The organism is Arthrobacter sp. K410C (assembly GCF_059090105.1).
Window position 1 is genome coordinate 39,509 of record NZ_JBNHFJ010000015.1, and the last position, 13,122, is coordinate 52,630.

General features: G+C 67.2%; 15 protein-coding genes. 8 read left to right on the forward strand and 7 right to left on the reverse strand.

All coding sequences use genetic code 11. The annotated features are described in order from the left end of the window. Nucleotides 1–116: 116 nt before the first annotated feature. From AC5RU7_RS17235 to AC5RU7_RS17245, 3 genes are all read left to right on the forward strand, one after another. A complete protein-coding gene (locus tag AC5RU7_RS17235; RefSeq protein WP_494053249.1) occupies nucleotides 117–416 on the forward strand; it encodes a putative quinol monooxygenase in 300 nt (99 codons plus the stop codon). A 140-nt stretch (nucleotides 417–556) separates the two neighbouring features. Further along, on the forward strand, nucleotides 557–1,447 hold the full coding sequence (locus AC5RU7_RS17240; protein WP_494053250.1) for a Rieske (2Fe-2S) protein: 891 nt from the start codon (nucleotides 557–559) through the stop codon (nucleotides 1,445–1,447). 41 nt (nucleotides 1,448–1,488) lie between these two features. Then, nucleotides 1,489–2,316, forward strand: coding sequence for an MBL fold metallo-hydrolase (locus AC5RU7_RS17245; protein ID WP_494053251.1), 828 nt, complete (start codon nucleotides 1,489–1,491; stop codon nucleotides 2,314–2,316). Nucleotides 2,317–2,363: 47 nt separating this feature from the next. Here AC5RU7_RS17245 and AC5RU7_RS17250 read toward each other — a convergent pair whose 3' ends face one another. The 5 genes from AC5RU7_RS17250 to AC5RU7_RS17270 all read right to left on the reverse strand — a co-directional run bounded on the left by AC5RU7_RS17250 (nucleotide 2,364) and on the right by AC5RU7_RS17270 (nucleotide 8,318). Next, on the reverse strand, nucleotides 2,364–4,136 hold the full coding sequence (locus tag AC5RU7_RS17250) for an HNH endonuclease signature motif containing protein (protein ID WP_494053252.1): 1,773 nt from the start codon (nucleotides 4,134–4,136) through the stop codon (nucleotides 2,364–2,366). Nucleotides 4,137–4,228: 92 nt separating this feature from the next. Continuing rightward, nucleotides 4,229–5,431: an N-acetylglucosamine-6-phosphate deacetylase gene (locus AC5RU7_RS17255; protein ID WP_494053253.1), complete on the reverse strand. Its 1,203-nt coding sequence runs from the start codon at nucleotides 5,429–5,431 to the stop codon at nucleotides 4,229–4,231. Continuing rightward, nucleotides 5,428–6,264, reverse strand: a complete 837-nt coding sequence (locus tag AC5RU7_RS17260) for a copper homeostasis protein CutC (protein ID WP_494053254.1) — start codon at nucleotides 6,262–6,264, stop codon at nucleotides 5,428–5,430. The genes AC5RU7_RS17255 and AC5RU7_RS17260 overlap by 4 nt, the downstream gene beginning before the upstream one ends. Continuing rightward, nucleotides 6,249–7,028, reverse strand: a complete 780-nt coding sequence (gene nagB / locus AC5RU7_RS17265; RefSeq protein WP_494053255.1) for a glucosamine-6-phosphate deaminase — start codon at nucleotides 7,026–7,028, stop codon at nucleotides 6,249–6,251. The genes AC5RU7_RS17260 and nagB overlap by 16 nt, the downstream gene beginning before the upstream one ends. 39 nt (nucleotides 7,029–7,067) lie before the next feature. After that, nucleotides 7,068–8,318, reverse strand: a complete 1,251-nt coding sequence (locus AC5RU7_RS17270) for a PTS transporter subunit EIIC (RefSeq protein ID WP_494053256.1) — start codon at nucleotides 8,316–8,318, stop codon at nucleotides 7,068–7,070. A gap of 231 nt (nucleotides 8,319–8,549) precedes the next feature. On the opposite strand from AC5RU7_RS17270, the gene AC5RU7_RS17275 reads away from it, so the two are divergent. Next, the gene (locus tag AC5RU7_RS17275) at nucleotides 8,550–8,780 is read left to right on the forward strand and encodes a PTS sugar transporter subunit IIB (RefSeq protein ID WP_494053257.1); all 231 of its coding nucleotides are present in this window, start codon (nucleotides 8,550–8,552) and stop codon (nucleotides 8,778–8,780) included. Further along, the gene (locus tag AC5RU7_RS17280; protein ID WP_494053258.1) at nucleotides 8,780–9,238 is read left to right on the forward strand and encodes a PTS sugar transporter subunit IIA; all 459 of its coding nucleotides are present in this window, start codon (nucleotides 8,780–8,782) and stop codon (nucleotides 9,236–9,238) included. Before AC5RU7_RS17275 ends, AC5RU7_RS17280 begins: the two co-directional genes overlap by 1 nt. A gap of 12 nt (nucleotides 9,239–9,250) precedes the next feature. Here the strand turns inward: AC5RU7_RS17280 and AC5RU7_RS17285 are convergent, their stop codons facing one another. Beyond that, nucleotides 9,251–10,000, reverse strand: coding sequence for a GntR family transcriptional regulator (locus tag AC5RU7_RS17285; RefSeq protein WP_494053259.1), 750 nt, complete (start codon nucleotides 9,998–10,000; stop codon nucleotides 9,251–9,253). Nucleotides 10,001–10,183: 183 nt separating this feature from the next. On the opposite strand from AC5RU7_RS17285, the gene AC5RU7_RS17290 reads away from it, so the two are divergent. Then, complete coding sequence (locus AC5RU7_RS17290; RefSeq protein WP_494053260.1) at nucleotides 10,184–11,014, forward strand: hypothetical protein; 831 nt, start codon at nucleotides 10,184–10,186, stop codon at nucleotides 11,012–11,014. An 83-nt stretch (nucleotides 11,015–11,097) separates the two neighbouring features. Here the strand turns inward: AC5RU7_RS17290 and AC5RU7_RS17295 are convergent, their stop codons facing one another. Next, nucleotides 11,098–11,694 (reverse strand): dTMP kinase, encoded by a 597-nt coding sequence (locus tag AC5RU7_RS17295; protein WP_494053261.1) that lies wholly within the window; start codon nucleotides 11,692–11,694, stop codon nucleotides 11,098–11,100. Between the two features lie 213 nt (nucleotides 11,695–11,907). Here AC5RU7_RS17295 and AC5RU7_RS17300 point away from each other — a divergent pair, with 213 nt between their 5' ends. Then, nucleotides 11,908–12,180 carry a hypothetical protein gene (locus AC5RU7_RS17300; protein ID WP_494053262.1) on the forward strand — a complete coding sequence of 91 codons (273 nt, stop codon included), beginning with the start codon at nucleotides 11,908–11,910 and terminating at the stop codon, nucleotides 12,178–12,180. Nucleotide 12,181: 1 nt separating this feature from the next. After that, nucleotides 12,182–13,114: a threonine/serine dehydratase gene (locus tag AC5RU7_RS17305; protein ID WP_494053263.1), complete on the forward strand. Its 933-nt coding sequence runs from the start codon at nucleotides 12,182–12,184 to the stop codon at nucleotides 13,112–13,114. The last annotated feature ends 8 nt before the right edge of the window (nucleotides 13,115–13,122 follow it).

The following is a 13,122-nucleotide window of genomic DNA, read 5'->3' on the forward strand; positions in this document are numbered from 1 at the left end:
CTGCTTTAGCCATTATGTTCTATACCCAATCTGGCCAGCTGGATCACGCAAAGTAGGCAAAATTCTGTTTCGGGTTTAGCCCTGTCCGGTCATACCCATGCTGCAGACTGGGCACTATGACCTTTGCGAATGTGGGAAGCCTCGGAACCAAGCCCGGCCAACGGGACGCCGTTGTGTCCATCCTTCTCAGGCCCATGCCGGGACTCAAGGAAGCCGGATGCCTGCTGTACGAGGTGGGCGTGAACGACGACGCCCCTGACACGGTGTTTGTGAGCGAACTGTGGGAGTCGCCGGAGGCACACCGGGCCTCACTGCAGCTGGACAGCGTGCGGGCCGCGATCGCCGAAGCCATGCCCCTGCTGTCCGGCGAGATGGGCGGCAGCCAGTTCACGGTGCTGGGGTCGCCGCTGCGGTAACCGGGTACCGGCGCCGGATGCGGCTGCTTCCTGCCTTCCCTTTCGTCCCTGCCCTCTTGTCTTGGCCCTGTTACCCGGGGCGGCCAGCCGCTAGGCTCTGGGCACCGACTGGATTCCAGGAAACAGGGTAAGGGAGACCCATGAAGCCGCTGCCTGTACTTGAGCTTGTCACCCGCCTCGAGGACGCCGAATGGCTTGACCCCGCGGCCAAGAGCGTCCGGAAAGTCGTCAGGAAGGTCCTCCGTCCACGATGGGCGAGGGACGTCCTCCACGGTGTTCCCATCGGTCATCCGGTACACCCACTCGCTGTCCAGGTCCCGATCGGGGTGTGGGTTTCCGCCGGGGTCCTGGACGCAATCCCCGGTACCGGGAAGGCTGCCGGGATTCTGGTGGGGGTTGGCACTGCAAGTGTGCTTCCGTCCGCGCTGGCCGGTTTCAATGACTGGCTGCAACTCCATCCGCAGCAGCAAAGAGTGGGTCTGGTGCACGCCGCCGCAAACGTGACGGCAACGGGCTTTTACATTGCGTCGCTGGTCCAGCGGGCGAGGGGCAGCCAGAACAGCGGAAAGGTGCTCGCCTACTTCGGACTTGCGACAGTAAGTGCCGGCGGCTTCCTGGGCGGCCACCTCACCTACCGCCAGGCAGCCGGGGTGAACCACAGCGAGGAGATACCGCACCGCTTTCCGTCGGGATGGCATTCCCTGGCACAGCTCTCGGACCTGCCTGAAGGAAAGCTGCTCAAGCACGAGGTTGCCGGACTGCCGCTGCTCGTCCACCGGGAGGGCGACAGCGTCAACGTGCTGTCCGACGTCTGCAGCCACCTGTCCGGGCCGCTGCACGAAGGGAAACTTAAGGACGGGGCCGCCAAGGGCGGCAGCGAACCCTGCGTCGTGTGTCCCTGGCACCGGAGCACCTTCTCCCTGCGCACTGGCGAGGTGCAGGCCGGCCCTGCCACCTCCCGTCAGCCACGCTTCGATACCCGTATCACTGGCGGTCTCGTGGAGGTATGCCTGCCCGGAGCTGACGGCTGAGGATGTAAAAGCGCGGTGTCCTGGATCAAAATGGAAGGGCAATGAAGCGCATCAGCCAAATCCGGGAAATTGCTCCTGGGGTTGTCCTCATAACCTCGGGTACGGGAGCACTCGCGTCCAACCTCTACTTTGTCCGGTCCGGATCGTCCCGGGTGCTTGTCGACACCGGCTGGGCCGCCAGCGCGGAGCCGGTACACAAGGCTGTCCAGCGGATGCTCGGTCCAAAGGAGAAGCCCCGTGCGATCCTGTTGACGCACCTCCACCCCGACCACTCCGGTGCCGCCGGCACGTTGGCCCGGCTGTGGCAAGTGCCGGTGTACGTCCATCCGGCCGAGTTGCCCATGGCCCAGGGAAAGCACCGGGCCGACTTTTCGATGCCATTGGACCGGTGGGTGGTTATGCCCATCATGCGCTCGCTGCCGGCCCCGGTCCGCCGGCGAATCGAGGCCAGCGGGGACATTTCCGACGTCGTCCAACCGCTTGCGCCCGGCAGGGAAGTGCCGGGGCTGCCGGGCTGGAATGCAGTGCCCACGCCAGGGCACACGCCCGGGCACGTAGCGTTTTGGCGCCCCAGCGACAGGGTGTTGATCTCGGGTGACGCGGTGGTGACGGTAAACCTGAACTCGCTGCCGGGTATCCTCCTGGCCAGGCCTGACGTTGCAGGTCCGCCCCGATACACCACGTGGGACTGGAAGGAAGCCATGGAATCGGTGGACCGCCTTGCCAACCTGGGACCCCGGCTGCTGGCACCGGGGCACGGGCGCCCGCTGGCCTTGAACGTGGTCTCCCGGCTGCATGCATTGGCCGGGCAGGAGGCCAAACAGCGGACCAGGCTCAGCCAGGTCAGGGGAGGACTCAGGGCCACGTAGCGGAAGTACCTGACTAACACCGCGGTGGGAGCGATACTGCAGGCACGCTATGCCTTGCGCAGGTACTCCAGGAGGCACTCTTCCGCCGGGGATAAGGCCGGACGAAAGTCCACATTGATGACGCCGGCCCGAGACGCCAACGGAGTCCCGGACGGCAAAGGTCCGGGGCCGGCCACATCCGGGGAAGGCATACCCGAAGGCAGACGTGGTGGTTCCCAGTCGGGTTGTTCGCTGGGGTAGTGGCGGCCGGTGGGTGAGGTCCAGCCGGGCGGTTCGTTTTTGGTGGCTTCCGTGGGTGTCCAGCCGGTGTTGTGTTTGAGGCGGTGGTGTTTTGGGCAGAGTTGTGCCAGGTTGCTGATGCCGGTTGTTCCGCCGTGTTGCCAGGCGGTGAGGTGGTCGGCTTCGTTGTCCAGGGCGTTGTTGTTGCAGCCGGGGAAGGTGCATTTGCCGTCCCGGAGGGTCAGGGCTTGTCGCATGGCTTTGGTGATCCGGTAGCTGGTGCGGCCGATTTCGAGGGGTGCGCCGTCGCGCGGGTCGATGAGGACGCGGGTGAAGGAGTCGGCTCCGTCGGCGAGGAGTTTGCGGGCGATCGACGCGGGGACCGGCCCGTACCCGTCCAGGATGGCCGGTTCGTCCGTTTGGCCGATCAGGGCGAACACGGGGACGGTAACCAGCACGTCGGCGTGGGGTGTGGGGACTTTCCCGGCTTCGGGGCTGGGTTTGTCAGGGAACCCTGCGATGTGCCCGTTGGTTCCGGAGTGAGTGCCGTCGGGGATGGGGAGGCCTGCCGCTGGCTCGTCGGAGCCTATGAGGGTGGCGAGCCCGATGAATTCATCCGGGATCTGTTCCCCGATGACAGCTGGTTGTTCGCCCTCGGTGCTGGGTTGGCAGCTGCTCGCGGGTCTTTCAGCGCCTGCCCTATCCCCGTTGCCTGCAAGGATTCTGCCTGCAAGGGTGCTGCCCGGGGAAGGGTATTCGGTGTGGGCGAGGAGGCGCCGGACAACCTCGTCGGCTGTGATCTGGGTGAGAGTCCGGGTTTCGTTGGGTCCTTGAAGGCCGCGGGCGATAGCTCTGGTCTTGTTCCAGGCCGCCATCGCCGAGTGGGCCGGGAGGTAGACCGAGAACCAGGCCATGCCATCCCGGTCACGGGTGAACTCGACCCGGCGGTCGGCGACGGACTTGGCGTGACGCTTCTCGATCGATTCGGGGTGGTGGCGTTCGCGCCAGGCGCGGACTTTGGCCCGGAACCGTGAGGGGACGAGGTTACCGGCGGGGCAGCCGCGGGCCGGGTTGGGCGCGTCCGGGTCCAGGAAATGATCCGCCAGCGCCGTGGCGGTGGCGTGGTCCAGGTTGTCCGTTTCGTCGGCGATGATCCGGGCGTGCTGCCAGGACAAGGATCCGGTGGACAGCGCGTTGTAGGCGGCGGCCAGCGAGCACACCTGCCGGGACTGGGCCAGGAACGCGGCGGCCGCCCCGGAGCTGATGGTCAGGATCCCGGCAATCTCTTCCACAGCTGATATTTCCGCGTAGGTGCGCTCGTGGGCGGAGGCATCGGGCGGGGTCATGGCCAATTGCAGGTCGAGGGACTGGGCCGCGTCCCTAGCCTTGAGTGCGGCGACCTGAGCCTCAAGCCGCTTTTCCAGGCCCACCCGCTCCAACCGGAACCGGTAGAGCCGGTCCAAAAGATCAACACCATTGCCGCCGTCAGCCTCCAGCGAAGCAGCCGCAAGGGCTTCCTCCTCAAGGAACAGCGCGTTGATGGCGGCCGTGGTGGCAGTAACACCCTCCATCGGTGCTGCTATGACTGCGCCGTTTCCCATACCCACATCATCGTGGGAGGGTACGACATTCCTGCCCCAGCACCAGGCCCCCGTCAGGCTTCGGGACCGGGCGCGGGGGAGTGCCGCCGCCCCTACAGTGTGGGCGCGAGGGCAGCCACCCATTCGCCCCGGCGCAGGACTCCCGCCAGTTTGAGGTCCGGGTCGGTAACGACGACGTCGGCGGACAGGCCAGCACGGAGGTCGCCTGCCTGGGAGGACAGCCCGAGGACAGCGGCCGGAACGCCTGTTGCCGACAGTACGGCGTCCTGCAGGGGGACACCCGCGGCGACGGTGGTGCGCACAACGTCCAGCAAGGTGGCAGTTCCGCCGGCAATGGCCCCGGTACTGTCCACACGCGCGACGCCCTGGTCCACGGTGACGGCCAGCGAACCGAGCTGGTAGGCCCCGTCCTGCAGGCCCGTGGCCGCCATCGAGTCGGTAACCAAGGCGATGTTTTCCGCGCCCACCAGGTCGAACACGAGCTTGACCGTTTCCGGCGCCAGGTGCACGCCGTCTGCGATGAGTTCCACCACCGCATTGCCGGCACGGGCAGCACTGAGGCTGGCCGATACCGGGCCGGGGGAGCGGTGGTGCAGGCTTGGCATCGCATTGAACAGGTGCGTGACGGTAGGCCTGAACCGCCCGGTTGGATTTGACGGAGCAGATAACCCGGCAGCAGCGTGCTCCAGGAACCCTGCAGCGGCCGCCGGGTCCGCGGCGGTATGCCCCAGGGACGGGATGATGCCGCGTGATGCGAGCAGATCCACCAGGCCGGACGCCCCGGGAAGCTCGGCCGCCAGCGTGATGGACGCCAGGGATGGTCCGGCGGCTTCCAGCATCTCGGTCATCAGGGCCGAGTCCGGTTCGAGGAGCAGCGAGGGATCGTGGGCGCCGCACTGCCCTGCCGCCAGGAACGGGCCTTCGAGGTGGGATCCGGCAATCAGTCCTTCCCCCGCCAAAGTCCGCAGGACAGAGAGGTTGCGCACCAGGTTCCCCGGCGACCCCGTCACCAGGCTGGCCAGCAGCGTTGTGGTACCCCGGCTGTACAGGTAGCGGGCCGCCGACCGGGCGGCGTCGAGGGAGCCCTCGGAGAAGTCGGAGCCGTTCGCGCCGTGGCAGTGCAGGTCCACCAGGCCTGGCAACAGGATGTTTTCGGTCGCAGGCCCAGCCTTCCCGCGGTATCCGGACGTCGGCCCTGCATAGGTGACGCGGCCGGCGTCAACCGCTATGACGCCGTCGGCAATGTCCATGCTTCCGGTGACCATCCGGCCTCGCAGGACCCGTTCGTTGCTCATGCTTCCGACCCTTCCCCAGCGGGTGTCCCTAGGGGTCCCCCTGCCACTGCCGCGGCCATCGCCGCAGCCAAAGCAGGGTCGGCGGCGGCCGCCCGGTCCCCGCCGGAGAGCCCGTGGCGTGCCCGGGCGGAAGTGTGGACTGCCTGGACGCCGCTTTCGAGCAGCCGCGGTACCAGTTCCAGCGTCACTCCGCCGCCGGCCATGACCTGGACCGACGGCGCGTGGGTCCGGCCCAGCTCCACCAGCCGGGCGAGCATGCCAAGGCCCAGGGCGCAGTCCGGGCTGCCGCCGCTGGTCAGGACACGGTCCACCCCTGCCTGCTCCAACCGGGCCAGGGCTTCCGCCGGATCGAAGCCGGCCGCCAAAGCGGCGTCGAAGGCCCTGTGGAACGTCACCTCGGCGGCCGGCGTGCAGCGCCGTGCCACCTCGGCAAAGCGCCCGACGGCGGAGGCGTCCGGTCCGCCGTCGGCCGCCAGGACCCCGACCACCACACCGGCGGCACCTGCATCCATTGCCGCCGCCACGTCACGCTCGATTACTGCAAGCTCTCCGGGAGAGTAGATGAAGTTGCCGGGCCGGGGCCGCACCAGGACGTGGACGGGCAGGCCCACGGTGCAGGCCTGCTCCACGGAGGCGATACTGGGCGTGATGCCGTCCGTCCCGGCCAGGGCGGCGCAGAGTTCCACCCGGGCGGCGCCCGCGGCGGCAGCCAGCCGGACGCCGTCGGCATCCTCCACGGCAAGCTCCAGGACGGGGCCGGCAGCAATCCCTGCAGCGGCCCGAGCTGCGCCGGCGGCCCCGGCGGTGGACCCCGTGCTTACAGCCCCTGCCATGCCGGCTTCCGACCGAAGGTGTCCGTGTAGTACTCGCGGTGCGCCAGCCGGGAGGCCGCAGCCTCATCCACCAGGACGGACACGTGCGGGTGCAGCTGCAGCGCCGACGCCGGGCAGACTGCCGCGACCGGACCTTCGACGGCGGCCGCGATGGCTTCCGCCTTCGCCTCGCCCATGGCGAGCAGCAGCAGGTGCCGGGCCTCGCGAATGGTGCCCAGGCCCTGGGTCAGGACGTGGTCCGGGACGTCGTCCGCCGAGTCGAAGAAGCGGGCGTTGTCCTGCCTGGTCTGCCGGGTGAGGGTCTTGATCCGGGTCCGGGAGCCCAACGAGGACATGGGCTCGTTGAACCCCACATGCCCGTCAGTTCCGATGCCCAGGATCTGGATATCCACCCCGCCCGCTGCTGCGATCAGGCCCTCGTATCGGGAAGCCTCGGCCTCGGGATCCTCCGCCATCCCGTCCAGTCCGTACACCGCGTCCGGGGCGAAGTCCACACTGGCGGTGAACTCGTCCCGGATCACTGAGTGGTAGGACTGCGGGTGTGCGGCGGGCAGCCCCACGTACTCGTCGAGGAGGAACGCCTGCGCCTGGGCGAAGGTCAGGCCGCCCGTGCGGTGCCGGCGGATGAGCTCCTGGTAGGTGCCCAGCGGCGTGGAGCCGGTGGCCAGCCCCAGGACGCACGGTCCGCGGCGAACCTGTTCCTCGATGGCGTCGGCAGCCGTGCGGGCAACGTCGTCGGCGGTGGGAAGGATGATGATTTCCATGCGGGAGTGCTTTCGGGTTGGTGAACGGAGCGGGGGGACTTACTTGGCGGCGTCGGTGTCCACCGTGACTTCGTCGTCCTCACGGCCGGGGGTGCGCAGGTTCCAGCGCTTGATGACGAAGGAGAACAGGAAGTAGTAGATCACCGCGTAACCCAACCCGATGGGGATGAGCATCCAGCCGTTCTGCGATTTCCCGAAGTTGAGGACGAAGTCGATCAACCCCGCCGAGAAGGTGAAGCCGTGATGGATGTCCAGGGCGTTGACCAGGGCCATTGACGTGCCGGTCAGCACTGCGTGCACGATGTAGAGGGGGAAGGCGACGAACATGAACGCGTACTCGAGCGGTTCGGTGATGCCTGTGAAGAATGCGGTGAGCGCGGTGGAGAGCATGATGCCGCCCACGATCTTCTTCTGCGAGGGCTTGGCGTGTCGCCACATGGCAAGGGCAGCCGCGGGCAGGCCGAACATCATGATGGGGAAGAAACCGGTCATGAAGACGCCTGCCGCGGGGTCGCCGGCAAAGAAGCGGTTGAGGTCGCCGCGGACCAGCTGGCCGGAGGCGTCCGTGTAGTCACCGATCAGGAACCAGAGGCCGGAGTTGAGGATGTGGTGCAGTCCTGCCGGGAGGAGCATGCGGTTGGCGAAGCCGTAGATGCCGCCGCCGAGTTCCGGGTTTCCGGCCACGGCCTGGCCCGCTGCGGAGAGGCCGGCGTTGAAGAGCGGGTAGAAGAGGGCAAGCACGACGCCGACAACCAGGCTGGTGACGGACGTCAGGATGGGCACCAGGCGGCGGCCGCTGAAGAAGCCCAGGAAGTCGGGCAGCTTGGTGCGGTAGAACCGTTGCCATAGGCCGGCGGAGAGCAGGCCCACCACGATGCCGGCCAGTACGCCGTAGTTGATCAGGGCCTGCTTGCCGGCGGGATCCACCTGCCCTGCCAGGACCAGCGGTGACATGGCCTTGAAGACGCCGTCGATCACCATGTAACCCACCACGGCGGCCAGTGCGGTGGAGCCGTCGGACTTCTTTGCCCAGCCGATGGCGATGCCGACGGCGAAGATCAGCGGCAGCCAGGTGAACACCGCGTTGCCGGCGGCCGAGATGACGGCGGCGCCGCCTTCGAATCCGGGAATGGCGCCCAGCAGGTCCGGCTGCCCGATGCGCAGCAGCAGGCCCGCCGCGGGCAGGACGGCGATGGGAAGCATCAGGCAGCGGCCCAGCCGCTGGAGGGTGGCGAAGGCGCGGTTTGGCTTCTTCTCCGGCGCCAAGGCCGTGGTCTCGGATGTTGACATGGGTACACCTCTGCGGGTTGGGGATCGGGGCTTGTGAAGTGACGGTTACAGCCGGTACTGTCTGGTTATGACCAGTTCAGTGTGATTGATCCCACGACCGGCTGTCAAGATCGGCGGAGAACACCGCCAGGGCTGTTGGTTCGATGGGGAGGAAGCCAGAATAGGTCCCACCGGGCCGCCGGTCCGGTGCTGAAGAAGTGCTCCACGCGGGCACCGTCAGAAAGGGCAGCAATGTCCAAAGCAGAAAAGATCATTGAAGGCCTGGGCGGCGCCGCCAACATCCTTGAGGTGGAAGCCTGCATCACCCGCCTCCGGACCGAGGTAAAGGATGGATCACTGGTGAACGAAGCCTCCTTGAAAGCCGCTGGGGCCCACGGCGTGCTCACCGCCGGCACCGCAGTCCAGGTGATCGTTGGTCCTGAGGCCGACTCCCTGGCCGAAGACATCGAGGACCTCCTCTAGTGGCGGAGTCGATGCTGGTCCTCGCCCCCATCAGCGGGGCAGTGGTGCAGCTGCCAGACGTTCCCGATCCCGTGTTCGCAGGGCAGATGGTAGGTTCCGGTGCGGCCGTTGAACCGCCGGCCGGTGACGCGTTCGACGTCGTGTCCCCCCTGGCGGGAAAGGTGGTCAAGCTTCTGCCGCACGCCTTTGTTGTGGTGGGCGAGTCGGGCCGCGGCGTGCTGACGCACGTGGGCATCGACACCGTGAAGCTCAAGGGCGACGGCTTCAAGCTGCTGGTCGCCCAGGGCGACACCGTCGCGGCCGGCGAACCCGTCATGCATGTGGACCCGGCCCCCGCACTGGCGGCCGGTTATTCGATGGTGAGTCCCGTCGTCGTACTCGACACGAAGCCGGACACGGCAACGCTGCTGGCGGAAGGTGCCGTGGCGGCGGGCGCCAGCCTGTTTTCGCTGGACTGAAGGATGTACGGCCTAGAGCCGGACTTCCATGTTGAGCGAGTAGCGGTCGGAGCGGTACCAGGAGCGCGAATGCTCAATCGCCAGGGCGCCCGAATAGGAAATCCGGTCGAAGGCCAGGACCGGCGCACCCGTTCCGGTGCCGAGAAGCGCCCCCACATCCGCGGGGGCGCCCTCGGACCGGACGCTTTGGCGTGCCCGGTCGATCTGGTGGCCGAACTGGGCAGCCAGGGCCTTGTAGACCGAGCCGGTCAGGTCGATGTCCAGCAGTCCGGCGGCGTGCTCCGGGTTGTACCACGCGTCGTCGACGCTTACCGGGCGGCCGTCGGCCAGGCGGAGCCGGCGCAGGTGGATGGCTTCGGACCCCCGCGGGAGGCTGAGCGCCTCCGCGGTGTGGTCGGGCGCGGCGGCTGACTCCGCCACCAGCACCACGGTGCTGGGGACGTGGCCCATGGCCTCCATTTCCTGCGTGAAGGACGCCAGGTGCAGCGTGGACTGGACGGGGGAGTCCGCCACGAACGTTCCCTTGGCCGGAACGCGGACCAGATGCCCTTCGTTCACCAGGCGGCCGATCGCCGCGCGGACGGTGATGCGGCTGACGCCGTAGGAGTCCATGAGGGTCCGCTCGCTGGGAAGCCGGGCGCCGGGCCCCAACTGCTCCTTGGCCAGCCGCAGGATGATCAGCCGGAGCTGCTCATGCTTGGGGACCTGGGAGTTGTTGATGGCCGCCCTCCCCGCCTCGGTGCCGGTAGTTATGGCGGACACTGTTGCCCCTCTGATCTGTGGAGCGGTCCGGTGCGGACCACTACCTCGGATTATTCCACACTGCCAAAGTTATCCGCCCGTTATTTCCCTCTGCACGCAGGACCGTCTATGGTGGAAAACACTAAGCATGCTTTCTATTTCGAAGGGGATGTACACATGCGTAAAGTTCCGGCTCTTGGATTGATGACTGCGGCAATGCTGGCCCTGGCCGGCTGCACGGGCGGAGGAGGCGGCGCGGCCAGCCCCACTGCGACCACGACGGCGTCACCCTCCCCTACCGAGGAAGAGAAGGTCTACACGGAAGATGAGCTGCGCGACCTCATCTCCGGCAAGACCGACGCCGACGGCAACGAGCTGAAGCTCTACTCGAAGGAGCAGGTGGACCAGGGCGGGAACATCGCCAACCTGCTGCTGAGCACCGCAACGGTGGACCCTGAAGACTGCAAGGACATTGCCACCGCCGGCCTGCTGGACACCGTGGAGAACGGCGAGGTGGCCGTCGCGATCTCCGAAGGCAACCAGCCCCGCACCCTGTCCGCACAGTCCAGCGGTGAAGGGGAGGACGCCGAGCAGGTCCTCACGGACATCAAGGGCAAGATGGACCAGTGCGCCACCTTCAAGGTTGAGGCCCTGGGCCAGAGCTACGAGGTCTCCAGTGAGGAGCTGCAGGCCGAGACGGATGCCCAGGAAACCTTCGCCACCCTCAGCAGCCGCAGCGGCGAGAACCAGCAGAAGCTGATGCAGGTCTCTGCTGCGGAGGGGCGGCTGCTGGTGGTCGCCACCAAGAGCGGCGCCGAGCTGGGCGACGCGGACCAGAAGGAGCTTGAGGACCTCATTAACGAAGTGCTTGAGCAGGCCGACGGCGGCGGCGCCACCTCCAGCCCGACGTCCACCTCCACCGCCACGTCCACTTCGACTGCTACGTCCACGGCCTCGCCGGAGGACACAGCCTCCCCGATGGCCACGGAGACCGAAGACAGCGAGTCCACGGCTTCGCCGACAGCGTCACGCTGATCCGGTAGTCGCCCATTCGACAGCAAGGGCGGGCAGGACCAGTTGGTCCTGCCCGCCCTTCGCTGTTCTTGCGGATCCAGGATCTAGGCGCCGACCGGCGGAGCGGGCAGATGCTGCCCTCTCATAATGAGCTGCTCCAGTTGCCGGGCCAGCTCCGCAGGCGGCACGGAAGCGTCAACCTTCACGAAGTCCTTGTATTCCGGCAGCGCAGCGTAGGCGTCCCGGAACGCGATGAGGTCCTCCAGCGTCTCGTCATCCGTCCCGCGGGCAACAATGCGCCGGTGCGCCTCGCCGGGGTCAATATCAAAATGGACGACGGCGTCAGGCGCCGGAAGTGCCTTCAGCAGCCAGGGCAGGAAGCGGCCGCGTGGCAGGGCCTTGGTGGTCCGAAGTGCCAGCTGGCAGTACAGGTGGCGGTCCATGACCACCAGTCCCTCAAAGCGGCTTGCCCTCAGATGGGAAACCAGCACGTTCCACACCCGGAAGGTGGTTTCCAGGGCCTCGGCCAGGCGCTTGGGAAGGCGGATCCCCGTCCTGGCGGACAGGACGGACATGGTTCGCCGTCCGGCATGGTTGTTCAGCAGCACGGCCTTGCCGCCGTGTGCTTCGACGTACGACACCAGGGCAGCGGCAGCCGTGGACTTGCCGGAACCGTCGATTCCGGTAAGAACAATGATCACGTGGCCTCCTTCTGCCATGGGTTAAACGCCCCCGGTTCCCGGGAAGTCCCGCTTGAAGTGAAATTCCCAGCTAACGGGCCCTTTTTCACAGGTTTGCCGACCAACCACAGGATCCACAATTCCATGCGATCACGCCCCTGAAAACGTAGGCTGGAAAGCGGCCGGGCCAGTACGGCCGGAAGCAGCGGCTTTCCCACGGTGAAAGGCAGGACCATGACCACATCCAATAACGAGCCCCTGAACGACGCAGACCTTCGCGGCCTCGGTGACCCTGACGAAGCCAAGACCGTCCCTGGACAGGGGAAGGAAGCTCCGCAAAGCGGCCTGCACCCCGAACTGCCCGGCGCATCCAACATCCGTGAAGAGCAGCAGGCCCATCCCGGCGGTACCGTCCCGGCGTCGTACGTCGGCAGCGGCGATCCCGGGCAGGAAAACAAGCCCGAGGAAGCCCTGGAGGAGTCCGGAACCTGGGACGACGAAGTCTGACGTGATCACCCGTGCCCACGTTGACCGGGCTGCGGACCGGACCGCCGGCCTCACCCGCCTGACGCCCGTTATGGCGGCCGACCGGGGCGCGTTTCCCGGACAGGCCTGGTTCAAATGCGAGTTCATGCAGCACACCGGGACCTTCAAGGCCCGGGGTGCGCTGAACCGGATCCTGGCCAGCAAGGAACGCGGTGAACTCCGGCCCGATGTGGGCGTGGTGGTGGCCTCCGGCGGGAACGCGGGCCTCGCCAACGCCTACGCGGCAGCCCAGCTCGGCGTCCCCGCCACGGTGTTCGTTCCCTCCGCAGCGCCGGAAGTCAAAGTCCAAAAGCTCAAGGCCATCGGCGCCACCGTGGTCCAGGGCGGTGCGAAATATGCCGAGGCCTACCAGGCGGCGGTGGCATACGCCCGGGACAGCGGCGCCGTATACTGCCACGCCTACGACCAGCCCGAAATCGCAGCGGGCGCAGGAACCGTTGGCACGGAACTGCTGGAACAGGTGCCCGGCGTCGAAACCGTCCTGGTGGCTGTCGGCGGCGGCGGACTCATGGCAGGCGTTGCGGCCGCCGTGGAAGGCCACGCAAAAGTCGTGGCTGTGGAACCGCACGGCGCACCTACCCTGCATACCGCCCTTGCCGCGGGAGAGCCGGTGGACGTGGCGGTGTCCGGCGTCGCGGCGGACTCGCTGGGAGCCCGCCGCGTCGGTGACATCGGCTTCTCCGTGGCGGTCCGCACCGGCGTCGAAAGCGTCCTGGTGTCCGATCACCATATTGTTGCAGCCCGAACTCAGCTCTGGAACACCTACCGGATAGTGGTGGAGCAGGGTGCCGCGGCCGCCTACGCGGCCCTCACCAGTGGCGCCTACGTGCCCCACCGGGACGAGCGCGTGGCAGTGATCCTCTGCGGCGCCAATACGGACCCGGCCAGCCTGTAGCCGGGCGG